27 protein-coding genes are annotated in these 26,225 nt (G+C 51.2%); 3 read left to right on the top strand and 24 right to left on the bottom strand.

The window, feature by feature from the left end; genetic code table 11:
* Positions 1–15: 15 nt before the first annotated feature.
* The 16 genes from FBF28_01115 to FBF28_01040 all read right to left on the bottom strand — a co-directional run bounded on the left by FBF28_01115 (position 16) and on the right by FBF28_01040 (position 17,690).
* Positions 16–1,296 carry an insulinase family protein gene (locus FBF28_01115; GenBank protein QJU08167.1) on the bottom strand — a complete coding sequence of 427 codons (1,281 nt, stop codon included), beginning with the start codon at positions 1,294–1,296 and terminating at the stop codon, positions 16–18.
* 33 nt (positions 1,297–1,329) lie between these two features.
* Positions 1,330–3,954, bottom strand: a complete 2,625-nt coding sequence (secA, locus tag FBF28_01110) for a preprotein translocase subunit SecA (protein QJU08801.1) — start codon at positions 3,952–3,954, stop codon at positions 1,330–1,332.
* Positions 3,955–4,053: 99 nt separating this feature from the next.
* Positions 4,054–4,476 (bottom strand): ribosome-associated translation inhibitor RaiA, encoded by a 423-nt coding sequence (gene raiA / locus FBF28_01105; GenBank protein QJU08166.1) that lies wholly within the window; start codon positions 4,474–4,476, stop codon positions 4,054–4,056.
* The gene (locus FBF28_01100; protein ID QJU08165.1) at positions 4,451–4,693 is read right to left on the bottom strand and encodes a hypothetical protein; all 243 of its coding nucleotides are present in this window, start codon (positions 4,691–4,693) and stop codon (positions 4,451–4,453) included. Before FBF28_01100 ends, raiA begins: the two co-directional genes overlap by 26 nt.
* An 18-nt stretch (positions 4,694–4,711) precedes the next feature.
* Entirely contained in the window at positions 4,712–6,007 is a 1,296-nt protein-coding gene (gene serS / locus FBF28_01095) for a serine--tRNA ligase (GenBank protein ID QJU08164.1), read from the bottom strand.
* A gap of 45 nt (positions 6,008–6,052) precedes the next feature.
* Entirely contained in the window at positions 6,053–6,487 is a 435-nt protein-coding gene (locus FBF28_01090) for a hypothetical protein (GenBank protein QJU08163.1), read from the bottom strand.
* A 30-nt stretch (positions 6,488–6,517) separates the two neighbouring features.
* Positions 6,518–7,906 (bottom strand): hypothetical protein, encoded by a 1,389-nt coding sequence (locus tag FBF28_01085; protein ID QJU08162.1) that lies wholly within the window; start codon positions 7,904–7,906, stop codon positions 6,518–6,520.
* A 141-nt stretch (positions 7,907–8,047) separates the two neighbouring features.
* Entirely contained in the window at positions 8,048–9,406 is a 1,359-nt protein-coding gene (locus FBF28_01080) for an ABC transporter permease (GenBank protein QJU08161.1), read from the bottom strand.
* Entirely contained in the window at positions 9,403–10,248 is an 846-nt protein-coding gene (locus FBF28_01075; protein QJU08160.1) for an ABC transporter ATP-binding protein, read from the bottom strand. Before FBF28_01075 ends, FBF28_01080 begins: the two co-directional genes overlap by 4 nt.
* A 177-nt stretch (positions 10,249–10,425) precedes the next feature.
* Positions 10,426–11,268 carry an undecaprenyl-diphosphate phosphatase gene (locus tag FBF28_01070; protein ID QJU08159.1) on the bottom strand — a complete coding sequence of 281 codons (843 nt, stop codon included), beginning with the start codon at positions 11,266–11,268 and terminating at the stop codon, positions 10,426–10,428.
* A 68-nt stretch (positions 11,269–11,336) separates the two neighbouring features.
* Positions 11,337–12,629 (bottom strand): PspC domain-containing protein, encoded by a 1,293-nt coding sequence (locus FBF28_01065; protein QJU08158.1) that lies wholly within the window; start codon positions 12,627–12,629, stop codon positions 11,337–11,339.
* A complete protein-coding gene (locus tag FBF28_01060) occupies positions 12,629–12,973 on the bottom strand; it encodes a PadR family transcriptional regulator (protein ID QJU08157.1) in 345 nt (114 codons plus the stop codon). Before FBF28_01060 ends, FBF28_01065 begins: the two co-directional genes overlap by 1 nt.
* Positions 12,963–13,661 carry an ABC transporter ATP-binding protein gene (locus tag FBF28_01055; GenBank protein QJU08156.1) on the bottom strand — a complete coding sequence of 233 codons (699 nt, stop codon included), beginning with the start codon at positions 13,659–13,661 and terminating at the stop codon, positions 12,963–12,965. The genes FBF28_01060 and FBF28_01055 overlap by 11 nt, the downstream gene beginning before the upstream one ends.
* Positions 13,662–13,671: 10 nt before the next feature.
* Positions 13,672–14,961: an ABC transporter permease gene (locus FBF28_01050; protein ID QJU08155.1), complete on the bottom strand. Its 1,290-nt coding sequence runs from the start codon at positions 14,959–14,961 to the stop codon at positions 13,672–13,674.
* Between the two features lie 72 nt (positions 14,962–15,033).
* Positions 15,034–15,948, bottom strand: coding sequence for a DUF21 domain-containing protein (locus tag FBF28_01045; protein ID QJU08154.1), 915 nt, complete (start codon positions 15,946–15,948; stop codon positions 15,034–15,036).
* 2 nt (positions 15,949–15,950) lie between these two features.
* Positions 15,951–17,690: a DUF2207 domain-containing protein gene (locus tag FBF28_01040; GenBank protein QJU08153.1), complete on the bottom strand. Its 1,740-nt coding sequence runs from the start codon at positions 17,688–17,690 to the stop codon at positions 15,951–15,953.
* A 108-nt stretch (positions 17,691–17,798) separates the two neighbouring features.
* Here FBF28_01040 and FBF28_01035 point away from each other — a divergent pair, with 108 nt between their 5' ends.
* Positions 17,799–18,359 carry a hypothetical protein gene (locus tag FBF28_01035; protein ID QJU08152.1) on the top strand — a complete coding sequence of 187 codons (561 nt, stop codon included), beginning with the start codon at positions 17,799–17,801 and terminating at the stop codon, positions 18,357–18,359.
* Between the two features lie 25 nt (positions 18,360–18,384).
* On the opposite strand, the gene greA is transcribed toward FBF28_01035, so the two are convergent.
* The 7 genes from greA to FBF28_01000 all read right to left on the bottom strand — a co-directional run bounded on the left by greA (position 18,385) and on the right by FBF28_01000 (position 23,933).
* Positions 18,385–18,840, bottom strand: coding sequence for a transcription elongation factor GreA (gene greA, locus FBF28_01030; GenBank protein QJU08151.1), 456 nt, complete (start codon positions 18,838–18,840; stop codon positions 18,385–18,387).
* A gap of 174 nt (positions 18,841–19,014) precedes the next feature.
* Positions 19,015–20,265 (bottom strand): prolyl-tRNA synthetase, encoded by a 1,251-nt coding sequence (locus FBF28_01025; protein ID QJU08150.1) that lies wholly within the window; start codon positions 20,263–20,265, stop codon positions 19,015–19,017.
* 1 nt (position 20,266) lies between these two features.
* Positions 20,267–21,103: a CPBP family intramembrane metalloprotease gene (locus FBF28_01020; GenBank protein QJU08149.1), complete on the bottom strand. Its 837-nt coding sequence runs from the start codon at positions 21,101–21,103 to the stop codon at positions 20,267–20,269.
* 2 nt (positions 21,104–21,105) lie between these two features.
* Entirely contained in the window at positions 21,106–22,272 is a 1,167-nt protein-coding gene (locus FBF28_01015) for a PDZ domain-containing protein (protein ID QJU08148.1), read from the bottom strand.
* Positions 22,273–22,274: 2 nt separating this feature from the next.
* Positions 22,275–22,970, bottom strand: coding sequence for a di-trans,poly-cis-decaprenylcistransferase (gene uppS, locus FBF28_01010; GenBank protein QJU08147.1), 696 nt, complete (start codon positions 22,968–22,970; stop codon positions 22,275–22,277).
* Positions 22,963–23,379, bottom strand: a complete 417-nt coding sequence (locus tag FBF28_01005) for a hypothetical protein (GenBank protein QJU08146.1) — start codon at positions 23,377–23,379, stop codon at positions 22,963–22,965. Before FBF28_01005 ends, uppS begins: the two co-directional genes overlap by 8 nt.
* On the bottom strand, positions 23,379–23,933 hold the full coding sequence (locus FBF28_01000) for a ribosome recycling factor (protein QJU08145.1): 555 nt from the start codon (positions 23,931–23,933) through the stop codon (positions 23,379–23,381). Before FBF28_01000 ends, FBF28_01005 begins: the two co-directional genes overlap by 1 nt.
* Before the next feature lie 121 nt (positions 23,934–24,054).
* On the opposite strand from FBF28_01000, the gene FBF28_00995 reads away from it, so the two are divergent.
* On the top strand, positions 24,055–24,711 hold the full coding sequence (locus FBF28_00995) for a hypothetical protein (GenBank protein QJU08144.1): 657 nt from the start codon (positions 24,055–24,057) through the stop codon (positions 24,709–24,711).
* A 14-nt stretch (positions 24,712–24,725) separates the two neighbouring features.
* Positions 24,726–25,781 carry a DNA replication and repair protein RecF gene (recF, locus tag FBF28_00990; GenBank protein ID QJU08143.1) on the top strand — a complete coding sequence of 352 codons (1,056 nt, stop codon included), beginning with the start codon at positions 24,726–24,728 and terminating at the stop codon, positions 25,779–25,781.
* A 54-nt stretch (positions 25,782–25,835) separates the two neighbouring features.
* On the opposite strand, the gene FBF28_00985 is transcribed toward recF, so the two are convergent.
* Positions 25,836–26,198: a hypothetical protein gene (locus tag FBF28_00985; protein ID QJU08142.1), complete on the bottom strand. Its 363-nt coding sequence runs from the start codon at positions 26,196–26,198 to the stop codon at positions 25,836–25,838.
* Between the last annotated feature and the right edge of the window lie 27 nt (positions 26,199–26,225).

Below are 26,225 nucleotides of genomic sequence, written 5' to 3'. Positions count from 1 at the left end.
CCTCTCCTATGCTTCCTACCCAAACAACCCCTCAAGCTTCTCCTGCAGTCGCCCGAGCAGTTCTTTATCGCCGCCACTCACGCCAGCAAGCACCCAGGTATTTGCTGCAAAAAACTCTCGTGCCACCCGAACGATCTGATCAGCGGTCACCGCCAAAATTGCTGTCGGTACGCCCTCGTAATCCTTGACGAAATCATCAGCAAAATAACGCCCGGTATAAAAATTGCTGACCTGTGCCACCGTTTGTGCCCCCATCTGATAGCGGCCCAGCGCATACGACTTGGCATTCTCGATGTCCTCCGAGGTGATCGTCCCGTTCAGCACCCGACGCAGTTCGCGCACAATGATATCGAACAGCGCCTCTGCCGTCTCGAGGTTGACCTGGCCGCCAAAGTCCCAGGCCGAATCATAAAACCCGACCGAGGTGTCGCTGAACACGCCGTAAGCCAGCCCCTTCTTGCGCGCCGCCCCGAAAATCCGCGAGCTCATCGTCCCGGTCAAGATATGATTCAAGCAGCCCATAGCGTCAGAATCCTCATCGCTCAGCTCGCGCGGCAGATTCATCGACCAGCCAAATGTCAGATTCGAGGCCTCCTTGCGGCGGATAAAAATCGGTGCGGCACTCGACAGGTTATCGTGCGGGATAGCAAACCGCTCGCCCGGCTCTAGCTGCCACTGCTCCAGCGATTCACGAATCGTCGCCATCCGCCCGGTCAACTTGCCCGCCACCACAAACCGCATATTGTTGAGGGTATGTGTCCGCCAATGATGCTCCTTGATATCCTTTAGCGTGATCGCGTCAATCGTTTTCAGCCGCTGATTATATGTCAAAATATCCTCGCCCAGCGCTTGCTGCACCCGCGGCCACATCACGCGGTTGTGGTTATTGAGATAGCCGGTCAGCTCGCTCCGAACATTACCCTTCTCAGCTTCTAATTCCTCGGCGTTAAAGCGCGGTGTAGTGATCGCCAGCCGCTGTAAATCCAAAATCCGATCCCATTCAAAATCCGCGCAGGCGGCCTCATACACCATTGAATAATCAGAGGTGAACGCATTATGATAGGCGCCATTCTTGGTAAACTCCTGCTCATACGCGTGCTCCGAACGAAACTTCTCATTCGCCCCAAACGCCATGTGCTCCATGATGTGCGCCGTCTCGTAGATGTCCTTGTCGCGGACATAGCGATTGCCCGCCCGAAACTGCACCTGAAAGCTCATCACCGTCGCGTCCGGCACGTCAATGAACAGGCCTTTCGCACCATTTTTCAATTTTATTTCTTTGACCGTATGTTTCATCTGTCTGTCGCTCTCTGCCCACCGGTTTTAGATTTATTTGCGGTTCTTTTTGCGGTTTTGGCGCTGCGCTTTTTTCTTCTTGCGTGCTTGGTTCTTGGCGCGGTTCGACTCGGCGTTTGATTTACCCTTTTTCACCGAAAAGTCACCGTCACGATTTTCCTCGCCCGTACCAACTTCATTAACGCCACGCTCAACTGCGCTTTCGGCTAGGCGCGTTAGCTCGGTGTCATACTCATCATCCTGTGACTGGCGAATTACCGCGTCGGATTTATGAATATGAAAAATTGTGTTCAGAACTTCGTTACGCAGATTTTCCTGAAGGCTGGTGAACAATTTTTGTGACTCCGCCCGGTATTCTACCAATGGATCGCGCTGCCCAACGCTGCGCCAGTGAATCCCTTCGCGTAGATGCTGCATGTTCTCCAGGTGCTGCATCCACAGGGTGTCGAGCACCGCCATATACACCTCGCGCTCCACACCGCGCAACTCTTCAGTACCGATTTCTTCATCTTTTTCCCGGTAGGCCTGGTGTGCTAGTTTCAGGGCTTTTTGGAGGCGTGGACGGTCTTTTTTCTCGCGGCCAACCTTGCGCACGGCCGCCTCATCGACCGGAAAGGCCGACGTAAATTCCTCGATAAACTTCGGGTTGTTTTTTGTCGGTAGCGTCACTAATTCTTTGACTCTGTCTCGCAACAGTCGCTCAATTTCCGGCTGGATATTGTCGCCTTCAAGGATTTTTCGCCGCATCGTGTAGACCACACGGCGGTGACGATTAATCACGTTGTCGTACTGAACAACATTTTTGCGCGTATCGAAATTGTAGCCCTCGACGCGCTTCTGGGCTGCTTCCAAAGTTTTCGATACGGCGCGGTTTTGAATCGGCGTATCTTCATCCACACCCAGCCGGTCCATCAGCGCCGCGATGCGCTCACCCTGGAAAATTCGCATCAAATCATCTTCGGTCGACACGTAGAACTGCGTCTCGCCTGGATCACCCTGACGACCGCCACGACCGCGCAGCTGATTGTCAATGCGGCGCGACTCGTGCCGCTCCGAGCCGATCACTACCAGGCCGCCCAATTCCTTGACGCCCCTGCCCAATTTAATGTCGGTACCGCGTCCGGCAATGTTTGTCGCTAGTGTAATCGCACCCTTTTCACCAGCCTTCTCAATGATAGCCGCCTCACGCTCATTATTCTTGGCGTTTAGAATCTCAAACTTGATGCCTTCTTTTTCCAGATATTTGGCGATCTGCTCGTTCTTGGCAATCGAGCCAGAGCCAACCAACACCGGCCGGCCTTGCTTATGATAATCTTTGATAGCTTCAGCCACCGCCTTCAGCTTGCCCTTTTCGGTCTTGAAAATCAGGTCTTCTTTGTCGTCGCGAATCACTGGCTTGTTCGGCGGAATTTGGATGACGTCCAGTGAATAAATTTGTTGAAACTCTTCCGCCTCGGTGAATGCCGTACCGGTCATGCCGCTCAGTTTATTGTACAAACGGAAATAATTCTGGAACGACACGGTGGCCAGCGTCATGCTTTCTTCTAGCACCGGCACATTCTCTTTGGCCTCAATGGCCTGGTGCAGACCTTCGTTGTAGCGGCGTCCTTGCATCAAACGACCGGTGTGCTCATCGACGATGATCACCTCGCCGTCATTGGTTACCACGTAATCTTTATCTCGCTTGAACAATGTTTGTGCTCGCAGCGCCTGATCCATGTGATAAACGCTGCGCACATGGTCTGGCGTGTACAAATTTTTTATTCCCAGCAGTTTTTGGACTTTCTCCACACCCTCGTCGGTCAAGGCCACGCTGCGGCGCTTTTCGTCCAAAACATAGTCATCTGGCACTAATTTGCTGGCAACTTTGGCGAATGTGTAATAATTATCTGGGTTCTCTGCTGCTGGCGCTGAGATGATCAGCGGCGTCCGCGCTTCGTCGATCAGGATTGAGTCCACCTCGTCAACGATAGCAAAGTTCAGCTCGCGCTGCCTGAGCAAATCCATGTCGTTAACCATGTTGTCACGCAGATAGTCAAAGCCAAATTCGTTGTTGGTACCGTAGGTGATATCGGCAGTGTAGGCTTCTTTACGGGTGACCGGACGGAGCTTACGCATACGCGGATCGTCGTGATGCTCATTGTCGTAATCTTTATCATAAACAAATGACGCCTCGTTGATAATCACGCCAGTTGTCAAGCCTAAAAAGTCATACACCTGACCCATCCAGCCAGCGTCGCGCTGCGCCAGATAGTCGTTGACAGTCACCACGTGGACGCCCTTTTCCTCTAGCGCATTGAGGTACGTCGGCAGTGTCGCCACCAAGGTCTTACCTTCACCAGTCTTCATTTCGGCGACATTTCCTTCATGTAGCACCATACCACCGATCAGCTGGACATCGTACGGACGCTCACCGATGACACGCTTGGCGGCTTCGCGCACCACCGCAAAGGCATCCGGCAAAATCGTATCCAGTGTTACATTCTTTTTCGTCAGACGCTTTTTCAGCGCCTCTGTCTGCGCCTGCAGCTCTTTGTCCGACATTTTTTCATACTTTTCAGACAGACCGTTAATTACGTCAACTTGCTTCTGCAGCCGCTTCAAAATCTTCTTCTGCGGATCGCCAAAAATCTTACTCAGCGCCTTTTGTTGTGTCATTGCCATAAACTCAAAACTCCCTCACTTTCAGGCATTTTCAAAAACTGTATACAATTATACCGTGCAGGGCTGGAAAATTAAAGGGGTTAATTAAATCCCCTACTGCTCGCGCTGGAAACCGCGCTTGAACCGTGCCAGCACGCCGCGGCTGCTGCCAACGTGTGTCAGCACATCATCCTTATATTTACGCAGCTGCCCGTTCAGCTTTGCTTCAACGATATCGACGGCCGCCAGCACGTTCATCGTCGAATCTTTAGCGGTGATTTTCTTGTCTGGTACATTGATAATTACTTCAACCTCGTACTTGTTGCCACCAGGATTATCGATCTGCTTGATCTTTACATCAGCAGTCGCGCTCTTGCGGGCATGCCGCGGCAAGTACTTACCCAGTGCACCGATTTTGCGCTCAACGTATTTCTTTGTGGTGTCCGTCAATTCGTATTTGACGCCAGTAATGGTAATATCTTTGATCATAGTTCCTCCTTTTATGTATACGTTAGCGCGGCAAGACAACACCCGCATCCTTCGCCATTTTTAGTAATTCTTCGTTAATCACGAGCAGCTTTTCTTTCGATGACATTTTGGCAAAGCTGGCGCTCATAAACGATTTGTTCGGCTTGCCGTAAATAACATCATATATCTCTTTAATGTCGTTTGTCAGTGCCTGTAGTCTGCTTTCGACCACGCCATCAGCGATCGCGCCCTTGATCCATTGCTTGTCATCGTTCGTCAGTGCCACATACCCTCCTAGACTCCATTATATCATCTCGCGGCCATTCATATACGGGCGAAGTGCTTCTGGCACCATGACATCACCCTCTGCGGTCTGATAATTCTCAATAATCGCCACCATGCAGCGCCCCAGCGCAAAGGCCGTCGCATCATTCGTGTGGATCAATTCAACTCCGTTGTCCGTGCGCACCCGCGTCATCAAACGACGCGCCTGATAGTCAGTCATATAGTCAGCAGTATGCGTCTCGCGGTACTTGCCCTGACCCGGTAACCATACTTCCATATCAACACCGCGCGCATTTGGTTTACCAATATCAGCGGTGCATTTCATCAGGACATGGTACGGTAGCTTGAGCTGAGCCAAAAGCCACTCTTGAATCGCGATAAATAGCAGGTGCTCGTTATAACTATCCTTCGCCTCGGTGAAGCTCTCCATCTCGAGCTTATCAAACTGGTGCATCCGGATCAGCCCCTCCATATCCTTGCCGTACGTCCCTGCTTCTTTGCGGAAGCTGGTTGCAAAGCCCAGGTATCGAAGTGGTAACTGTTTCGCATCAAAAATCTCACCCGCATGCATACTACCGAGCACATGCTCAGCGCTCCCCTGTAGCCACAGTTCCTCGCCTTCAATTTTGTATCGATCATCACTCGGCTGGAGACGATCCATCTGATCATAGGGCTCGGTACGGATCATCAATGGCGGCAGCACTGGGATGAATGGTTTTGTATTGACACCAAGGCCAGCCTTTTCGGCGATCTCCTTGATCACCGCTGGGTTAGTGAGAGATGTGATCACAAACTGGATAATCGCCTGTTGCAACAACACCAAATCACCCATGATATAGGCAAAGCGAGCGCCAGCAACCTTGGCAGCACGCTCTTTGTCAAGCCAGCCCTTCGCCTCGGCAATTTCGTAGTGATTTTTCGGCATAAAATCAAAGGCTGGAATATCACCGACGACCTTTACTTCAACGTTTTCATCCTCACTCAGACCAACTGGCACGTCGGCGTGCGGCATATTAGGGACTTGCTTGAGTAGTGTCATGTAGCACTCTTCGACCTCGCTCAGCCGAGTCTCGAGCCCGCTCAGCTTGGCCTTAATGGCCTTGCCCTGCTCAATCAGACCCGGCTCGGGCTTGCCGCCCTTCATTTTAGCAGCAATCTCATTACGCTGCTGGCGCAACTCATCAACCTGCCGCTGCGCCTCTCGACGCTCGTCATCTAATTGCAACAATGTCGCAATAGACACGTCGCACCCCTTGTGTTTCGCCGCAGCCTGCACTGCTTCGGCGTTATCTCGAATAAAGCGAATATCTAACATGGTTTCATTGTAGCAGATATACGATAATTTATCTCGCTAACTTGATTAGTTTGAAAGCTTGGTAATTGTCAGGCTTGCGTCGCTGAGTTGCACACTCTGGAGGTCTGATACGACGATCAACTTTAGCTTGGTACCAGCTGTGGCTCGCATCATCCGTGAATACGGCAGTGTCGAACGACGAACACCGGCTTGGTTAGATGACCATGCGCCCTCTGGACGATCACCGTTCACATCATTAACAATTTGGTAAATATTACGCACTGGCGAGTTGTCAACGGTACGAATACTGGAACGAATGAAGTACACACCATCACTTGGAATAGTATACGTGTGATTCACCGGATCCCAGGTACCACCGCCGGTATTCGTGGTGATCGTTGTCATCGGAATAGCTGTATAAGTGTCAGCGTTAACATTTACCGCCACGATATTACCATTACCGACACCGATCGAGCCGGCAAACATCGTTTCTTGCGGCAAGCTCCTCCACGCAACATCACAATCTGCCGCCTACTTTTTCATCAGTACCTGACCAATTGACCCACCGGCCGGAATATTTGATCCGGTAAATGTCAGTCCAATATTCGGCGTACCACTGCCCGTGACAGTAAGGCCGGTCGAACATGGCTGAGTACTATTCGTCACATTAACTGTTGCATTTGCACCAGCTTCGCCCTTTTCACCTTTATCACCTTTTTGTCCTTGAGGACCAGCGTCGCCCTTCGGGCCTTTAGCTCCAGGTGCACCGGCATCTCCCTTAGCTCCTTGCGGGCCGGCAGGGCCAGTGTCGCCCTTGGCTCCTGGCTCGCCTTTCTCACCCTTAGCGCCCTGTGGACCCGCTGGGCCAGTCTCACCTTTAGCGCCCTGTGGACCGATAGGACCTTTATCCCCCTTGACACCTGGTATACCCTGGGGGCCGGGCAGGCCCTGAGGACCTACTGGGCCAGTATCACCTTTGTCGCCTTTTTGGCCTTGAGCACCTGTCGCTCCGGTATCACCTTTAGCGCCTTTGAGTCCTTGCGGGCCAGCGGGACCGACTGGACCTACCGGACCGGTATCACCTTTGGCTCCCTGAGGACCTGCAGGACCTTGTGGACCATCATTACCTTTTTCACCCTTCTCACCTTTTTGGCCTTGAGGACCAGCTGGGCCCTGTGGGCCGGCAGGGCCAGTGTCGCCCTTCGGGCCTTGTGGACCAGCAGGCCCCTGAGAACCTTGTGCACCGGTTGCACCTTGAGACCCTGCTGCACCTTGCGGGCCAGCGGGACCTTGTGGACCGGTATCACCCTTATCGCCCTTCGGACCCTTCAAATCAGATAATGCAATGAGGTTGTTCCACGTAGCATCACCCCTGTAGCGCCACTGGATATACAACGCGGTTTTCTGTAACTCAATCTCTCGCCCATCGTTACCAGCATCACCCTTTTGGCCTTGTTGGCCGGCATCGCCCTTCTCGCCCTTGTCGCCTTTTTGGCCCCGTGGACCAGCTGGACCCTGAGCACCGGTATCGCCCTTTGGCCCGGTCGCACCGTTTTTACCATTCGCTCCATCCCGACCGTTAGCTCCACGCTGTCCTGTACTTACGCCGTTTTTACCGTCTTTACCAGCAGCTCCGGCCTCACCAGTGTCACCTTTGTCACCCTTGTCGCCTTTCTCACCCTTATCACCTCGCAACTCAGAAAGAGAGACAATATCCTGCCAGTCGCCATCCATAAACTGCCACTGTACCTTGCCATTGCTTTGGCGTAGGCTAATCTGATCTGGACGAACCCCCTTGTAAAAGCGATTACCGCCGCCCCACGGCCACCACCACAGCAGTAGAATAATCAGTATCGTGACGATAAATAAACATATTACCAGTTTACGACTCGCATATGTTTTATCTGAGCGCTCGTTCATATTGTATTATATCCCCTATTTGATCTTGCTATACGCCTATTTAGCACGATTATAGCATGAGCACATTCTAAAAGCCATAATTTTTATCAAAAATCGCGGGTAATTACGACAGGTCAGCTATAATTAAGTAGTATGAGCCAGTCATTCCGTACGCAGCGCCTCAATTGGGTCAAGCTTCGCCGCTTTGCGGCTCGGCAAGAATCCCGCAATAATTGCTACCAGCATCAGCCCGACAACAATGACGAGACCGCTAATTGGTATAAATATCAAGAGCGAATGTTCCCCCAAATTAAGCACCCCGGAGATCATTGGGTTACACAGCTCACCAATTCCCCACGCGCCAAGCACCCCAAGTGCACCGCCCAAAAAGCCGACCCACGCCGCCTCATAGCGAAACAGCCTAGCAACATCACGCCGACTAGCACCAAGTGCCTTCATCAGCCCAATTTGTTGCGTCCGCTCCAGCACCGAAATGTACTGTGTATTGACAATACCAAAGATGCTCACCACCAACGCTAATACACCAAATCCAAACACAATCCACTGCAGCAAGTTTACAAACGTAAAGAGCAGCTCCTGGATATCTTTTGAAGTTACCGCTGATAGGTTCAACTCATCTTTAAGAGCTTTCTTGACGTCTTCGGGCTTTTTACCGTCAGCCACCGTTGCTGAAGCAGTAATGTACTTTTGGTACTGCGGCGTACCGAGCGTCGCAAATTCAGTCAGCTCCTTGGCAGTCTCTGGGCTGACATAGGTATTTGGTGTATTCGTCGCTTGCTCCGGCGATTTCTTTGATACCGCCACAATGGTCAGCTCTTTGTGCTTCAACTTACTACTTGTTAGTTCACGCACGCCAGCCTCGCCGCGCTGCCGATACGCCTTGGCAATATCCTCTTCACTGACTTTCTGCGGTATTTGCTCGACAGTAAGCGTCAGCTTACTACCAATAATCTTATCGGCAGAGATTCCCAGTTCCTCAAGGTAGGACTCTGGTATTATCACTTCATTATCCCCCAACTGAGTACCCTTAGACATCGCCTTGCCCGCTACTGTCTCAACGCGAATACCGTTATCGCGCATCGCTACCTCGCCCGTGTACTTTTTATCAGACTTGGCACTAAACGTCAGATATTTTGGGTTCAATTGATATAGCGGCGTCACATCTTTCAAGTCACTGCGCGCCTTCAGTTTCGCCATATCGTCAAGAGTTAATAGCTCGACTTCCCCGCCACGACGCGCGCCAGTATTCGGCTTATATTCTTTAAGTGACTTACTGCTGCGACCAGTGAATGTCTCGCCGGCCTTACCAATCATCAATCTTTGAGGATTAAAATTGCTACTAATAATCCGATCAACATACTGCCTGGCCCCTTCGCCCGCCATCAAACTGGCGGTAATCGCAAAGCCACCCACTGCGATGGCAACGCTAGTGAGCAAGGTGCGTATTTTCGCTCGCCGCAGATTTCGCCCAGCACGGCGTACGATATCTAGCGTTTTCATTTTTTCGCCTCCTTTTTGATAGGTTTCGTGGCTCTTGACTGTTTCGCCTGACGACGAGGCTTCTTTGGCTCAGGCAGAGGGGCTGCGGCGGCAATTGTCACCGTAGCGGCATGACGATGAGCCCCCGAGGCCACCGTTTTACCTTGAGCGATCCGAATCGCGTCTTCAATCGCCGAATCAGATTCAATTCGACCATCTTTGATGCGAATAATCCGCTCACATCGTTTCGCTAAATCTTCATCATGCGTCACGATAATCAAGGTTGCGCCGTGCTGTTTTTGATACTCAAATAACAGATCTTCAATCATCGCCGATGTTGCCGAGTCAAGATTGCCAGTTGGCTCATCAGCGAACAAAATCGCTGGTTCACCGGCAATAGCCCGGGCGATCGCCAGGCGCTGCTTTTGCCCACCAGAGAGATGTTTAGCACGCACCTTGGTCTTATCAGTCAAATCAACCGCTTTTAATGCCGACTCGATGCGCCGCTTGCGCTGAGCACGAGGGACGCCAGCAGTCTCCAGCGACAAACTGACATTGTCATAACACGTTTCACCACCCTCGACGAAAAAACTCTGAAAAATAAAGCCTATCTTCTCAGCGCGGAACCTATCCGTTGCCCGCGTCTTGAGGCGCAAAATATCCTCGCCATCAACCAACACTTCGCCCTGCTCAGGCTTATCCAACCCCGAAATTGCGTGCATCAGCGTCGATTTCCCCGAACCAGATTTGCCTAAAATTGCCACACTCGCCCCATCCGCGATCTCGATATTAACATCATCTAGCGCCACGAAAGCATTTTTCTTGCCACCGTACGTCTTGGTAATATGTTTGATTTCTATCATTCTCCCTCCTAACTTCTGCAGTTTCTCGTCGTAACAAGGACAAGATGTCATAACCAAGCCTGACCTCTATATTACAATCGTATCATAGAATGAAGAATGTGATCAAAACTTATGATTACCCTGGTCGCGCCCGTAGTCGCCCAATCCAAAAAGTAACTATACACTTTTAACGACAAGCTAGACCGCGCTGATCGCACCGCTCATCAGTAAAACAATGATTAGGCCACCTAGCCCGACTCGATACCAAATAAATAGTGAGAAGTCATTCCGCGCCACAAACTTGAGTAGCCACGATATCGCGAGGTAGCCGACCACAAACGACACGATGGTCGCAAGTATCGTTGCCGTCCAGCCAACGCCGCCCGCGATGTGCTTTGAGGCGGTCAGCATCTCCAGTAGCCCCGCCGCCATCAAGGCCGGAATACCGAGGAAAAAACTGAGCTTTGTCACCGCCACTCGGTCAAATCCCCGCAGCAGGCCCACCGAGATCGTTGCCCCCGACCGGCTAATACCCGGTATCAGTGCCAGACATTGCCCCACACCAATCGCCAGCGTATCTCGCCACGTCGTTTGCTGTTCACTGCGGTGACTGGTTTTTTCTGAACGCTTATCAGCCCACCACATCACCAAACTCCAGCCGATCAACGCTACCGCCACAAACCACAGGCTACGCAGCACTGTCTCGACTTGATCCTTAAATAGTAGTCCAATCACTGCGATCGGCACCGAACCGATGATAATCGCCCAGCCATACGCATAATCAAACTGTCGCCGCGCCCGCTTCCACCACAGCCCGCGCCACCACGCGCTCAGCACCCGCCAGATATCGCTCCAGAAATAGATGATCGCTGCCAAGATTGCGCCAATCTGAATCACTGCCGTGAACGCTGTCAGACTTGGATCATCAATTCTCATCCCCATTAATTTCTCGACGATCGTCAAGTGCCCCGTCGAAGAAACTGGCAAAAACTCCGTCACGCCTTCAATGATGCCGAGGATGATCGCTTGCCACCACGCCACTGCTTAATAGCTCCTTCTCATCCCTTCAGTGTAGCAGCTCGGTAAGCATTCGCCAACCTCCGCACTCACTATGCGTCACTTGATTGTGGTGCGGGCGATGGCGACAGCGGCCCAGACACATGCAGCCGCACAAACCCGAAGCAGTCGACGTCAAGCTCTGGCGAGAGGCCAAACCACGTTGTACGACAGCGACTACGCTGATTTTCAACTCTGAGTACAAGCTTATCACCGTCACGTACCGCCGACACCTTTGGCTGCTGGCGCTTGCCCTTGAGGTCTATATAACGCAGTTCAACCTTGATATCACCTCGAGTCGTATCCCCAAAATGTAACGGGATATTCCCACCCTCGACGTGGACATACTTCACGCCCTTCATATCACTTGGCAGTTCAACCGGCACGATTTTTGTCAAACGCTCCTCGTCACGTGCTAGCTCATTCGCCATACCGACGCCAAACAGCGTCATTCCCGAAACCGATAGTGCTCCCACAACTAGCGCCACCACCGTCATAACCACCGATAGCCGCTTTAATGTCCACGTAAAGGCACTGTGGCTCAATATCGCGCCCAGCCATACCGCCGCCACGCCACCAACGAGTAAGGATGCCCACAGACCCCACGCCCACGGCTGTGCATAGAATCCATCAAGCAAACCAATCACCGCGATGCCACTGACCGCCCCCACGATCAGTGCCACCAACAGCCCCAGCGTTACCATGAGAATACCAACACCAAGAATAAATCGAAATACTTTTGCTGCCGTATGACCCGTGTTACTATTCCGCCCTACGGATGGCTCATTCCGACTGGCCTGACGCTTCAGCGAATCAAACGTTACTGCCTTGCCGCGCATTTGGAGCTTATCAGAGGCAGTCCGCGCCTCTGGAACTGACAGCCACATCACGATATAAATCAATACCGCCGCACCAAAGGTAATAAATGGCGAAAAAATGAACAATAATCGTACCCACAAAGGATTGGTTCCCCAATAGGCAGCAATGCCTGCACACACGCCACCAATCAGCGCATGTTCCGTATCACGCATCAGCCGTCGCTCTGAACGCTCTGAACGCTCGGGCTCGTCATCGATCTCCACCGACTCGGCATCATCCGAAAAATCGCGCGGCTCGCCCATCTGTTCCTGAATTGCCAGAACATCATCGTTGCCAATCACGCCGTCCTTTGCCACGCCGCGCTCCGCCAAAAGCTCCACCATTCGCGCTTCAATTTCTTGCATGGCTTCCGGCTCGGCATGCATGTTTTTCTGAATTAAATTAAGATATTTCTCCAACGATTTTTTGGCATCAATCTCCGCGCTAAACGGCGTTTTCGCCAAATGGATTCTGGTTATTTCTTTCATCACTTTGCTCCTTTCTCGAGATTTTTCAGCGAATTATTTAACAGTTTTATCCGATCTTTCAATTCATCCACCAATTGCTTGCCATTGTCAGTCAGCGAATAATATTTGCGCGGCGGACCTTGCTCGCTTTCCTGCCATTCGTGCTGCAAATAGCCGTATTTTTGCAAGCGGCTGAGCAGCGGATAAATCGTTCCTTCCACTACCATCAGCTCCGACTCGCTCAATTGCTTCACAATGTCGCCGGTATATTGCGGTTGCTTGGCACAAACCAGCAGCACACAGTAGACCAAAAAACCTTTGCGCAGCTGAATCGCCAGACTCTCAGCATAAGCACTAACGTCCATGCCTTATCCCTCCTGGCACGGTTGATTTTTCAATCCGACCGTCTTTGATGATGATTTGATGATCGCATTTTTTCGCCAAATCAGCGTCGTGTGTCACCACGATCAAGGTTACGCCCTTTTGCTTATTATAATCAAACAACAATTCTTCCACTCTCGCGCCTGTTTCACTATCCAAGTTACCCGTCGGTTCGTCGGCAAAGATAATTTGCGGATCACCGACGATCGCCCGAGCAATCGCCAAACGCTGCTTCTGACCACCCGACAGGTCTTTGGCGCGGTTTTTTCGCTTATCATGCAAATCTACCGCCTTAAGCGCCGCGTTGATTTTATGCGCCCGTTTTTTCCGCGGCAGCCGCGCAATTTCCAGTGGCAAACTGACATTGTCAATCACACTCTCATTGCCCTGGACGAAGAAACTTTGGAAAATAAAGCCAATTTTTTTAGCACGGAATTCATCGACATGCTTTGACTTCAGCTGCAAAATATCTTGTCCATCAATAATCACTTGACCTTTCTGCGGCTTATCCAAGCCTGAAATAGCATGCATTAGCGTCGATTTACCCGAACCAGATTTTCCGAGTATCGCCACGCTGGCTCCTGTCGGAATGGTCAAGCTGATATTTTTCAGCGCCGTAAATTGGTTTTTCTTTTTGCCATAAACTTTTGTCACATTTTTCAGTTCAATCATGATATTTCTCCTATTCCGTCCTTAATGCCTCAATTGGGTCCAATTTTGTTGCTTTGCGGCTTGGCAGCCAGCCGGAAATAACCGCCATCACCACCAGACCAACCACCAGCAAACCAATGTGTAGCGGATTAATCACCAGCAAATTCGTGCCCGCGCCCAACTTCAGCGCACTAGTAATCACTGGATTCAGCAACGTCACCAAACTTGCCAAGCCAACGCCAATCAGTCCGCCCAGCAAACCAACCCACGCTGCTTCATAGCGGAATAATTTACCAATATCGCGGCCGCGCATCCCGAGCGCCTTCATTAGACCAATTTGACTGGTACGCTCCAACACCGAAATATACATAGTGTTAATAATCCCGAATACACTGGCCAGCAATGCTAATCCACCAAATGACGCCAGTGCCGCTTGAGCCACATTGACCATTGTCAGCAACGTTTTTCGAATATCCTGAATCGAATACGCACTGTAATCTTTATTGATTTCGTCTTTGGCAACATCAACATTCTTCTCGTCATCCACCAAAGCAATCGCCGTTGAATACTGATGTGGCTGGCTCTTATTATGGCTGAATTCGTAAATAGCTTTAGCATCAGCCGTCGAAATTCTCAGCATTGGTTCATAAAACAAAATGGTGTCTGATTTTTTGTCCACCGCCGCGATCTTGAATGATACCTCTTTAGCAACATTACCACCCCGCGCTGCGCTACGCACACCCAAGGTTATTGTCTGTCCAATCGCCGACTGCGCATCCTTAAAGCCTAACTGCTTCACATAATCATCCGGGATGATAATCTCGCCCGGTTTTGGCATAAAATCCTCCAGGATTCCTGCTGCCAATTCCGCCCGAGTCCTATCCATTTTAACACCCACCGTCAGTGCAAATTTTTTATCACTTGCTGAACTCTTAGCATACGCCACGCCATCAGTCGAATACGCCGGCGTTACCGTTTTTACATGCGGTGTTCGTCGGATCTTTTCCAAATCCTTGTCGTTAAGCAAATATTTGCTGCGCGCCGCCGATACTTTATTTTTGTCAGCTTCTTCTGCCGAATTGCCGTATTCTGGTAATTTATCTTTCTTATCTGCTTCAATCTTTTTATTGACCATAATTACTTTTTTATCGCCAGCTGCGTCAACGATACTATTGGTGTACAGTCGACCACCCTCACCAGCCATCAGTGCCAAGCCAATCGTAAACGCCCCAACAGAAATCGCCAATGACGTCAAAATCGTCCGGCCTTTTGACTGGCGAAGATTCCGCCCCGCCCGCTTAATGATGTCGATTCTCCTCATACTATGCTCCTTGCATTTTCATTATACATAGTACTATGTTATACAAGGTACTATAAAAAGTCAAGCTATTTACTATTTCTCGTCATATTCGTCCTCAATTTCCTGGTCCAAAATCTCTTCAATCACATCCTCTAGCGTGATGATACCCAGCTCATTCTCGTCATCCATCACCACGAACAAATGACTGCGCGTTTGGATAAATCGACTGAGCACCGTGTCCAGCCGCGACCGCGCGTCGATGTCATGGATCTTATCACGGTACAGTTGACTAATCGGTAGCGGTAGCTCGCGCCCCACCACATCTTTGACATATAAAATCCCCGCCAGCCGCCCATCAGCCCGCACTGGGATCCGCGAATGTCCAGCGTGTTTGATCTGGGCCAGCAGCGTTGCGTCCAGCTCATCACCCAAATCCACGGTAAATACCTCATCCATCGGCGTCACCAAATCGCCAGCTGTCTTTTTACTAAATTGTAGCGCACCCGCCGCGATCCGGCTTTCATCGTAATCGACTGGGCTATCCGACCGCGCGGCATGCTCATGAATAATCTGTTCCAACTCCTGATGTGAATACAGCTGCGGCGTTTCCTTGCCTAGCCAGCGGTTCAGTAGCTTCGACATCGGCCGAGCCAGCGGCCAAAATAGCACATAAATCACATCCAGTAGCCAAAAGAAATGCCGTACAAAACGATAGCCGCGCTGAGTAAAAATCGCCTGCGGTAAAATCTCACCAAACATCGTGATCAATAATGTGGCAATCAACCCGCCGATCACGCCGTTTGTCATATTACCCAGCAAAATACAAAAGATCAGATAATAGCCATCCTTGCGGTAGCGGTATACCCGGGCAGCGATCACATCACCCTGCCTGGCCTTGCGTCGCAAATCATCGGGCCGCGCCATCATCAGCCCAATATTCAAGCCCGAAAACGACCCCGACAGCACCAACAACACTGCCGCCATCATTAATAATAAAGCATCAGACACGATTACCAGCCGCCGCCTCCGCCGCCACCACCGCCGCCGCCAGCAAAGCCGCCGCCAGTTGAGCCGCCAGAGGTCGACGAATAATCACTGGCGCTACTAGCTACACTTGACAGACCGTTCATCCCAGTCGCAAACGCCGCCGCATTAAACGCACCCTGGCCGCTGTACCAATCCGGCTGCTCGCCAACCTGCTCATAGTACTTACCCAGCTGTGCACTCCACTCTTTTTCCTGCCCAAACAACACCGCATACGGCAGTACCCGCTCGTACAACTTCACCAACTGTTTCTCATCAGCCGCATCAATCTTCACTTTTTCCGCACCCTCAGGACTCTGAAGCATCTGCAAACGCTCGACCTCAGCCACGCCAATGTACCTCTTCAGGCCCGCCAGATGCCGCCTGAGCGCCAGGCCCTTGTCGGTCAGTACCTTACCAAACGACAGGCAAAACACCATCCCCGCCAGCACCAAGAGCACCGGCGACAGCAATAGCACCGTAAAAATACTGATAATTATCGCATACCGTCGAAATCGTTGGGTGTGTTGCGGCTCGCGCGCTTGCAAACCATAGTCGTTAGTAAGCCGCCCCTTCATTTGCTTTGCGCTGTAGCGTACTCGCGCCGCATATGGCGCATTGTTACGCAGTGTTTTTAGATTTAACCGCTTACCAACTTTCGGCGAGGAGCCAAATATATTCCTCAGCATTTCTTGCTCCTCGGCCAGGAGTTTACCCGGAGCTTGTATCACTTTCACTTCGTACTCAGCTGTTCGCCATGTCGTACGCGGCTTCACCTCGATAACCTGAATATAATGCCGCACCGCCAGATCTATCATTTGTGCCGCCATCACCGACCCCTTGACCATATGAAACGGCTGCACCAGCTTGGCCGATGTCGTCACACTCGTACCTCGCGGTGGCAAATACTCCGGCGGAATTGGCTCCAGTTCTTTACGGCGACCAATCGACCGATAATAAGCCACGATGATCACCCCCGCCAATATCAGCGCCACCGCCAGCAACACCAATTGCAATTTCGCCCACCAATCAATCAGCTGTTCCATGAATGACATCTGGTACGCGGCAAACGTCCCCGGCGCAAATCCGACCGCGACCGTCACGCCAGCCATCTTTGGCAGTGCGCGGGCCGTCGCCGTCAACGTATCGCCCTGTTCACGTACCTCGCAGCGCTGATTACTACCAAACCGACCCTGATAACACTGGAGGTTCGTTCGTTTAGCAGCCACCAGCTCGGGACTTAGCTTGAGCGTCACCGATGCTGACTGAATTGGCACCTGCCAAGCAGTGCCAATCGCATCCCAATAAAACTCCTGTTTACCCGTATCGTGATATAATTTCGTCACGTCCCGCTGCGTATAGGTAATGACGTAGATCTTTTTACCCTTAACATAGGTGTCTTTATTGCCAATTCTCAGCTCATCATTATGCCACTTATGCTCTAGCGGCGTACCTCGCTCATCCGTTACTGACTCCAGCGTAAAGTGAGTCGGATGTCCATTATACTTCTTGACAAACACTGGCGCGATGCCATGGTTCTGCCGCGGCGGAAAATCTGCAGTAATGGTCAGTTTGGTGCGCAGTGTCGAACGCTGTTCACTATCGCGCCCCAGCTCCATATCGACACTATAATTACTAATCGTAAAATTATTTGTCGCCTGTGCCGTTGACCCAAATCCAACCAACAGCGCCATCACCGCAACTATCCCAAAGAAAAACCGCTTCATATGTTAATTATATCACTTATTACCAATGCGCTTTTAATAAACATTATCCAATGGTATTGCAAAGATGAAGCGTTTATTGGATAATGGGTAACGATGTTCAAAAATGGTATGGATACGCTACTGACAAGAGATAAAACCCCGACGCCGGCCTCATGGGAAGTGGACTTGCCCGATAGCTGTGACAATTCAGATCAAGCAAAAGAGCTCTACCATGACGCTCGTTTATGGGTGGCAGAACTAAGGGGCAGAACAGAGCCCCCAGCCTATCCACTCCGTACGCTGATGAATGTGGTCAATGTGGCTGATTTAATCCGTGATAAACACCCATGGCGTGCTCGCAGACTTGAGAATAGACTCAAAAGACTGGCGCGTCACCCCGACAGACTTTCTAGAGATGTGCCAAGAAGTCTCGGTCGAGTCATCTTGGCAATCAATAGGTTTTATCATCCAAAAACCGACGCCGCACCGGCAAAAACGATCATAGAGCAGTTCAATCAGCAAAACTTGCCGATACGAGATGACATCATACTTCAACGGTTATCTGGAAGTGGGTCTCAGCAACTGACACTGGAAGAAGTACGACAGCAGGCGCGTCAAGCCGTGGAAACCAAGCTAGACCCCAAGACAATTCAAACCATCTACCACCAACCAACAGACATTGACGAGTAGTAAGCCCTTCGGTTGTTCCGCCCAGCTACCGCAGCGCCACCACCGCATACGCCAACTCGCCTTTTGGCGTGCTGATCGTTACTGTATCACCAACCGCCTTACCCATCAACGCCTGGCCGATCGGCGACTCATTCGAGACCTTCCCTTCTAGCGGGTCCGCCTCGACCGGCCCAACGACGGTATAAACCACTGTCTTGCCATTGGCCTCCAGTTCCACTGTACTACCTAGCACCACCGTTGAACTATTGCCAGCCTGAATGATACTCGCATTCTGCAAAATTGTTTCGATCTCGGTAATGCGCGTTTCTAACAACCCTTGGGCCTCACGCGCCGCATCGTACTCTGCATTCTCACTCAAATCGCCAAAATCCCGTGCCGCCGCGATTTTATCAGCGATCTCGCCGCGCCGACTCTTCAGCTCATCCAGCTCTCGTTCTAGCTCACGCTGGCCACTCTCGGTAATCTGATATACCTTATTCATGTTACTCTCCTCACTCCATATATAGCGTCTACAAAAACAAAAAGTGCTATATATAGCGCTTATTTATATGGTTATTTAAGTCTCTACGAGTATAGCAATCACCCCAAACCATGTCAATACATGACGGAGCCCCTGATGCAATCTGGCCTCCGTCGCACATATCAGACAATGTGATCACCCGCGCTCCAAACAAAACCTAAGCAGCTGCTGATAATCCAGCTTCTTTGTCTCGCCAGTCGCCCGTTCAGTTAACTCGAACAATCCATCGCTATCAATCGCTCGCTCGCCAATCGTAATCCGCCACGGCAACCCCATCAACTCTGCATCAGCAAACTTGACGCCCGGTCGCTCAGCCCGATCGTCCAGTAGCACCTCCATGCCCTTTTCCGCCAGCTCGGTATATAATGTACTCGCTAGCTCCTGACCCTTATCACCAATCGCCACCACATGAACCTTGAACGGTGCGATATTCTCCGGCCAGACCAACCCCTTATCATCCGACATTTTTTCGGCAATCACACCCATCACCCGCGTGATACCAATGCCGTAGCTTGCAAGGTAAATCGGATGCTGCTTGCCATCTTCACCGGTGTACATGATACCCATCTGCTCAGCTTTTTCGGTACCAAATTTAAAGATATTGCCCACCTCCGCACTGACAACTGGCAGCAGATCATCTCTACTGATACCCAATTCCTTGGTAGCATCATCCAACACCTCTTCGTTGACAGCCACCGTCTGGTCAGCATTGACGTACAGTGTATCCTCACCCGCTTCACATATCGTCTGAAACTCGTGACTAAACTTAGTAAACGCCCCACCGCCAGCAAATGTCACAAATGTACTATCACCAATGCCAAACCGCGCATAGCAGCGCTTATACGCCTCGATAACCCGCTCATAATACTGATCCATGTCCTGCTGTGTGGCGTGCAGGCTGTACATATCCTTCATGACAAATTCACGGCCACGCATAATACCGCTCTTTGATCGGAGTTCATTGCGCAACTTGGTCTGAAACTGATACACGCTGACCGGTAGGTCCTTATAGCTTTTGACATATTGCTGCATCATTTCCATAATCGCTTCTTCGTGACTCCATGCCAACCCCAGCTCAGTATCGTCTTGCAAGCGAGTTTTGAACCACACATCGACCACCTCATCACTCCAGCGACCAGTTGCCTCCCAGGTCTCGCGGCGCTGCAAATTCGTCATGATCAACTCTTGGCCACCAATCGCATTCATCTCCTCACGGACAATTTGTTTGATGTTTTCCAGCACACGCAGCCCTAGTGGCGTGTACGCATACACGCCCGCCATCACCTTATACACGAATCCCGCCCGAATGAGAAGCTGGGCATTTTTCGACACTTCGTCCGCCGGTGCGGTCTTGGCTGTCTTGGTAAATAGTTGACTCATTCGCATCTTATATTCCTCCAATGAGTGGCAGCAGCGCTGACTTTAGTTGCTCTAAAAGATTTGGATTAACATACAGCGCATAAAAGGCAATGCTGTTTTTCGCAATATGCATCAAAACTGGCACCCAGATTGCGCCGGTATACTCCCGCGCCAGGCTCATCACGATGCTCAGCACAAAGGTGTCTGCCGCGACCGCCCACTGTAGTGACCCGCTACCCCCCCACAAATGCGCTGCCCCAAACGTCAGGCTAGTAATCAAAACTGCCATCCAAACTGGCGCCGTCCGCCGTAATTTACCGTACAAATAGCCGCGGAATAATAGCTCCTCCGCCACTGGCGCCAATACTGCTATCGTCATAAATGCCGCGATGTACTGCCACTGGGTACCGAGCATTGACTGCGAGAATGGCAGTGCTTGTGGTTGGTGAATATCAATTGCCACCAGTTTAGTCACCACTGTTAAAAACACCATTGAGCAAATTGTGTATACAATAAAGGCTGCCGGTGTAATCACCACGTCCCACCACGACGGCCAATCAGTCACCCCCATTTCTTTCAGCGTCGTCCGGCGGCGACGGACATAAAACGGCAGACTCACCACCAAGATCACCGCTAGTACGTACACAACGACCGATCCCGTCGCGTTCAGCAGCACCTCATTCACCGAACCAAGCGACACACCAACACGGCTAAGCACCCACACCAGACCAAGCACAATTAACTGCGCCATCCAAAACGCCGCATACGTCCACACCGGCAGCACGATGAGTAGCCACCAATTATCTTTATTCAGCCGCCCCTTTGTCGTCGACTGACTATTTTCCTTTTTGGCCCACTTCCTCACATTCACCCCCTTAATACTTTCGCAATATCACTCCATGTCACTAAAACCGTCAGTGCCATTAGCACCAGAAAGCCGATGCCCTGAATCGTTTCCTCGCGCTCTTTGGTCAATTTTTTCTTGAATAATTTAAAGCCTGCCATCGTAAACCACCGCCCGCCGTCCAGTGCCGGAATTGGCAGTACGTTCATCACCGCCAGCGTCAGCGAAATGATTGCCGCCAGTAGTAAAATTTGCGTCAAGCCAGAACTCAGCACTGACGGAAACAGCACGCCCAAGATGCCGACCGGCCCGGCCACGCTTTCGCCAACTGCCGCCAGATCAGCCTTGGCCGCCTGGCGAGATTCTGGCGAGCCAAATAATTGCCCGATCGTCCCGTTAATCGTTTTCGCGAGAATTGAGCCAACGCCCGCCACTGTCTCATACGTCAATTGCCCCGTGGTCACCACTGCTGCGATTGGTGCCGACCAGGTACTATGAATCGTTTCTGTCTGTTGCGGGCCGACACCGAGATAGCCGCCATTTTTTGCTTGGTCGGCAGTTTGTAGCCGGACTTGCTTGGTGAGCGTCTGACCGCCGCGCACCAGCTCAATCGTCACCTCACGACCGGCCTGCGCTTTCGTGGTCGCCGACAGCTCCGCCGGCGTTGTCACGCTGCGATCGCCAATCTTTCGCACCTCATCGCCACGCTGAAGGCCGACCTTTTCTGCCGGCGAGCCTGGTGTCACTCGCGCCACCGTCAGTGCTGAACGCTCCACCCGCGAATCAAACGGCAGCACCGCTTGCTGTGGTAAGATTTTTGGCATCCCCACCAGCGCCAATATCATAAACAGCAGGACAGCCGTCAGCCAATTCATCATCACGCCAGCTAATAAAATCTTGGTCTTTACCCAAAAGGTAGCACTGCCATACGTCCCCGCGCCTTCGGCCGAATCGTATTCACCCTTCAGCTTGACGAACCCACCGAGCGGCAGCCAGTTTAGACTAAACACCACATTCTTGCCGAGAAAGCTCTTTTTGGATCGCCATTTTTTTGCGGCCGGCGGAAAGCCGATACCAAATTCCTCAACCACCACACCATTGCGCCGCGCCACAATTGCGTGACCCAATTCGTGCACTACCACCAACAAAACCAGTATGATCAGCCCAACCAAAATTCCAATGAACACCATTATTACCCTCCAAAGCGCCGATTACGTTTTTTGTACTCCTCCAGAATGAACTCCACATCTTTTATCGTCATGTCTGGCCAGTTTTTCTCGATGAACATTAGCTCACTGTACGCCGCCCGCCACAGCATGAAATTACTCAATCGCTGTTCGCCGCTTGTTCGCACGATGAGGTCACATGGCGGTACTTCCGGTGCATACAAGTTCTGAGCGATCAGTTCTGGCGTCACGGCTTCGGCCGCCACGCCCGACTGAACAATTTTTTTAACCGCGTCGGCAATTTCCAAATGTCCGCCATAATTGAGACACAAAAGCAGCTCGCCGCCCGTCAAATTCCGCGTTCGTTCCTCGGCTCGCTCAATCGCTTTTCGTAAGGTTTCTGATAACCCCTCACGTGAGCCAATCACCCGCATCCGTACATTATGTTCCAGAAATATCGGCACGTCCGACTCCAGCACCTTGAGTAGCAGGCCCATCAAATGCCCGACCTCCTCCTCGGAGCGCTTCCAGTTTTCTGTACTGAACACATACGCGCTGGCATACTTGACGCCACGGCGCAACGTCTCTAGTAGCACATCCTTCAGGCTGTTGTATCCCGCCAAGTGCCCCTCATAAGCCGGCAGCCCGTGCTGCTTCGCCCAGCGACGATTACCGTCAACGATAAAACCAACGTGCCTCGGCAATTCTGTTTTTTCACTCATGTTTCGCCCTCCACTCATCAATCAACCTCACATCCTGGATATCTTTTTCGCGCCCGCGCCAGTTTTTCCAGCGCCGCAGAAAATCTAGATTAACAAACTTCACACCGTCATATTCCACCGCGTAGTCCAGTAGCTCGTCATACTCAACAATTCGCCCGTCAATCTCCCAGCCGTCCCAGATCTCGACCGATCCATCATACTTCACCAAATACCGGCGTTGGTTTGTATCAAGCTTTTCGGCCCAGTCGCTATCACCAGCAATCTTTTCTAATGTCGCCCGGTCAACCGCCACGTCAATATCAGTGGACTGACGAATTCCTAATTGATCCAAAATACCACTGCCGATGATGATAATCTGATCCAGCGGCAGCCCTAACTCTTTCACGCGCTCGGCAAACGTCTGATTCATCAAACCGTCAACACATCCTTTTCTTTTGCCTTAAACGCTTCGTCAATTTGTGCCTGCACCTTACTCATCAGCGCATCAATTTCCTTCTCGACTCGCTTATAATCATCCTCACCGAGATCCTTGGCGTCTTTCATACGCTTGGCCTCCTTCAGGGCGTCCTGACGAATTGTCCGCATAGCGATCCGCGCCTCTTCGACTTTTTCGCTCACTTGCTTGACTAATTGCTTGCGGCGTTCCTCAGTCAATGCCGGCACTGGCACCCGCACCACCCGACCGTCATCGGACGGATTAAAGCCCAAGCTCTGATTATCGCGAATCGCTGCCGAAATTGCCGTAATATTACTCGGATCAAACGGCGTCACCAGCAGCATCTGCGCCTCCGGCGCCGTCACATTTGCCACCTGGTTCAGCAGCATCCGCGTCCCGTACGTCTCTACCATCACGCCGTCCAGCATTCCGGCATGCGCCCGACCTGTCCGCACCTTTTTCAGCTCGTCCTGAAAATGGCTAAAGGCCTGCGCCATTTTATCCTCATATGGTTGTGTGTCAAACATATTTCCTCCCGTTATCTATCATCCATTATAGCAGACTAGTGGCAAGGTTGTCCGCTTGACTTATCCAAATATTCATGCTAAAATTAAAACGTTAACGTATACCTGAACAGAAACTTAGAAAATGGCCTACGATATCGAGCGACTAAAGCAAACTGGTGAGACGAAAGAGCCGCTGCTTAATCCTAAGCAAATTGCAGCACGCAATAACGGCTATGATACAGACCTTTACGGTAATCTCCCGGATGGTATTAATGAACCTACTGGCGACGTGAAAACACCAGGCGACCAAGACGAGAGTAATCAATTCTTTGATGAGGCTACCGCAATCGCCGCTGAAAACAACGACACTCTTGATGCCGACAAAGAACGCTCCGACGGCTTCAAGACCGTAAAAGTTAGATACGAGGGACAGGAATTCACCATCCGCCGTGCAGAAGCCTGGTATATAGAGGAGCACCCCGAGACGCCACGAGCCACCATTGAATTTCCGCCAATGCCTATTGATTACTTGGGCGTCACCGGCACTCACCATGTCAAGCTCATCGAGAGCGCGCCCGACACATGGGAATGTGTCATCAAAAACGATATTACTAGTGGCAGCGAGCAAGACCTACCGCCCGAATATAGAGACATGCAACGTCCCCTTTCGCTGCGTGAAACCCACATCAAACATAGCATTCTCTCTCATCCAGAGCTCATTGATCCAGAGGATCAAAAAAATCTCCGACGGGTAGCCGATCCCTATGCGGAACTAACCCCGCCAGAAGAAGCCGCGTGATATAATTATCATCAGTGATAACACACATTAAACTATATCATTTTCGCTCCTACGGCCTTTATGAGACGACACTGGCGCCAGGCGGCACCGTCATCGTTGGACCAAACGGTACGGGCAAGACAAACTTGCTCGAAGCGATATACGTAGCCCTCCGCGGCAGCAGCTTTCGCGGCAGCCTCGCCGACTGTATGCAGCACGACCAAACGCAAACCATCATCCACCTCGAAACCAACAACACCTCTCGACGCCTCCAGCTGCTCCGCACAGCCGACGGCACGATAAGCAAAGAATTTACGATTAGCGATAGCCACAGCAAACTCCTTCCCCGTAAACATCGCCTGCCAGTCGTTCTGTTTGAGCCAAGCGAGCTACGACTCATCTCTTCCTCACCATCGCGGCGACGGGATTTTCTGGACGGTATATTGTCTCGACTGGATGCTCAATACGAAGCCACACTCCGCGCCTTTCATCGAACCTTGCTCCAGCGCAATGAACTGCTCAAACACCCCCACGAGACGACCCAAAACTGGCGCGATCATCTCTTTGCCTGGGATATTAAGTTCGTCCAGTTAGCGACCCACATTGCCCAAGCCCGTGCCACATTCCTAGCTAAACACGAGGCGGCGCTGAGTAGTTTATATGCAGCGCTGGCGGGACACGAAACAGCTTTTGCAGCCACCTATCAAGCCAGTACATCGCTTGATCGATACGAACAAGCACTTCTCGACCGCCTACAGCGTGCTCGCGACTATGAGATCGCTACAGGCCATACTTCGGCCGGCCCACACCGCGAGGATTTTACGATTTTCCTCCACAGCCAGCCGGCCATCAAAGTCGCCTCGCGCGGCGAAATGCGCACCATTATGCTGGCTTTCAAGCTGCTCGAGCTGGAACTGCAAACGAAAATCAGTCAATCACGGCCGCTCATCCTCCTGGATGATGTGTTTTCTGAACTAGATGCCACTCGCGAAAAGCTCCTCCAAGAGACCATCCAACATCATCAATTCATCGTCACCACCACTGACGCCCGCCACCAGAGAGATGATTGTTTGATAGTCTCAACGCGCTAAAATCCCGCCATTTTGGCGGGATGTATTATGCTAAGCTAAGCGTGACGATATTATTCACTCTCGCTCGGCTTCAGGTTTTGGTTGTTGAATTGCATCAATGTCATCGGCGACTTCGCCAAGTACAATCATAGTATTATCTTCAACTATTTGCTCGTAATCCGGTACTCGTGTACGCAACCACTCACTAATCTGATCGCCCGGTGCACCATTATCCTGCATTGTGATTAATTCTTCCAGCTGTTCACCTGTTAGAGACTCTACAGCCTCCTCGCCAATCCGCTCATTAATCGTATCTTGCACGTGAACAGCCAACTCTTGCAATTGCTGTTCTGGCAGATTAATACCCATCTCTCGTAGCCGACCGACCGTAATCAACGCTTCATCAAGATTAACCTGTGGTGTATTGTCGTTATTCATAAACTATCCTTTTTTATTTTATTAGTT

This window comes from Candidatus Saccharibacteria bacterium oral taxon 488 (genome assembly GCA_013099195.1).
Lineage (GTDB): Bacteria > Patescibacteriota > Saccharimonadia > Saccharimonadales > Saccharimonadaceae > Nanosynbacter.
The sequence above is the reverse complement of the archived record's forward strand: the minus strand, read 5'-3'. Positions and strand labels throughout refer to the sequence as shown.

Excerpts from the sequence above, each read along its gene's own strand:
- FBF28_01040 (QJU08153.1), bottom strand. The coding sequence starts at position 17,690 with ATGAAGCGGTTTTTCTTTGGGATAGTTGCGGTGATGGCGCTGTTGGTT.
- FBF28_01055 (QJU08156.1), bottom strand. The coding sequence starts at position 13,661 with ATGATTGAACTGAAAAATGTGACAAAAGTTTATGGCAAAAAGAAAAAC.
- FBF28_01000 (QJU08145.1), bottom strand. The coding sequence starts at position 23,933 with ATGTTTGACACACAACCATATGAGGATAAAATGGCGCAGGCCTTTAGC.
- FBF28_01015 (QJU08148.1), bottom strand. The coding sequence starts at position 22,272 with ATGGTGTTCATTGGAATTTTGGTTGGGCTGATCATACTGGTTTTGTTG.
- greA (QJU08151.1), bottom strand. The coding sequence starts at position 18,840 with ATGAATAAGGTATATCAGATTACCGAGAGTGGCCAGCGTGAGCTAGAA.
- FBF28_01115 (QJU08167.1), bottom strand. The coding sequence starts at position 1,296 with ATGAAACATACGGTCAAAGAAATAAAATTGAAAAATGGTGCGAAAGGC.
- FBF28_01065 (QJU08158.1), bottom strand. The coding sequence starts at position 12,629 with ATGAAAGAAATAACCAGAATCCATTTGGCGAAAACGCCGTTTAGCGCG.
- raiA (QJU08166.1), bottom strand. The coding sequence starts at position 4,476 with ATGCGGGTGTTGTCTTGCCGCGCTAACGTATACATAAAAGGAGGAACT.
- secA (QJU08801.1), bottom strand. The coding sequence starts at position 3,954 with ATGACACAACAAAAGGCGCTGAGTAAGATTTTTGGCGATCCGCAGAAG.
- FBF28_01060 (QJU08157.1), bottom strand. The coding sequence starts at position 12,973 with ATGGACGTTAGTGCTTATGCTGAGAGTCTGGCGATTCAGCTGCGCAAA.
- FBF28_01025 (QJU08150.1), bottom strand. The coding sequence starts at position 20,265 with ATGCGAATGAGTCAACTATTTACCAAGACAGCCAAGACCGCACCGGCG.
- FBF28_01075 (QJU08160.1), bottom strand. The coding sequence starts at position 10,248 with ATGATAGAAATCAAACATATTACCAAGACGTACGGTGGCAAGAAAAAT.
- FBF28_00985 (QJU08142.1), bottom strand. The coding sequence starts at position 26,198 with ATGAATAACGACAATACACCACAGGTTAATCTTGATGAAGCGTTGATT.
- FBF28_01085 (QJU08162.1), bottom strand. The coding sequence starts at position 7,906 with ATGAACGAGCGCTCAGATAAAACATATGCGAGTCGTAAACTGGTAATA.
- FBF28_01035 (QJU08152.1), top strand. The coding sequence starts at position 17,799 with ATGGATACGCTACTGACAAGAGATAAAACCCCGACGCCGGCCTCATGG.
- uppS (QJU08147.1), bottom strand. The coding sequence starts at position 22,970 with ATGAGTGAAAAAACAGAATTGCCGAGGCACGTTGGTTTTATCGTTGAC.
- FBF28_01050 (QJU08155.1), bottom strand. The coding sequence starts at position 14,961 with ATGAGGAGAATCGACATCATTAAGCGGGCGGGGCGGAATCTTCGCCAG.
- FBF28_00995 (QJU08144.1), top strand. The coding sequence starts at position 24,055 with ATGGCCTACGATATCGAGCGACTAAAGCAAACTGGTGAGACGAAAGAG.
- serS (QJU08164.1), bottom strand. The coding sequence starts at position 6,007 with ATGTTAGATATTCGCTTTATTCGAGATAACGCCGAAGCAGTGCAGGCT.
- FBF28_01080 (QJU08161.1), bottom strand. The coding sequence starts at position 9,406 with ATGAAAACGCTAGATATCGTACGCCGTGCTGGGCGAAATCTGCGGCGA.
- FBF28_01005 (QJU08146.1), bottom strand. The coding sequence starts at position 23,379 with ATGAATCAGACGTTTGCCGAGCGCGTGAAAGAGTTAGGGCTGCCGCTG.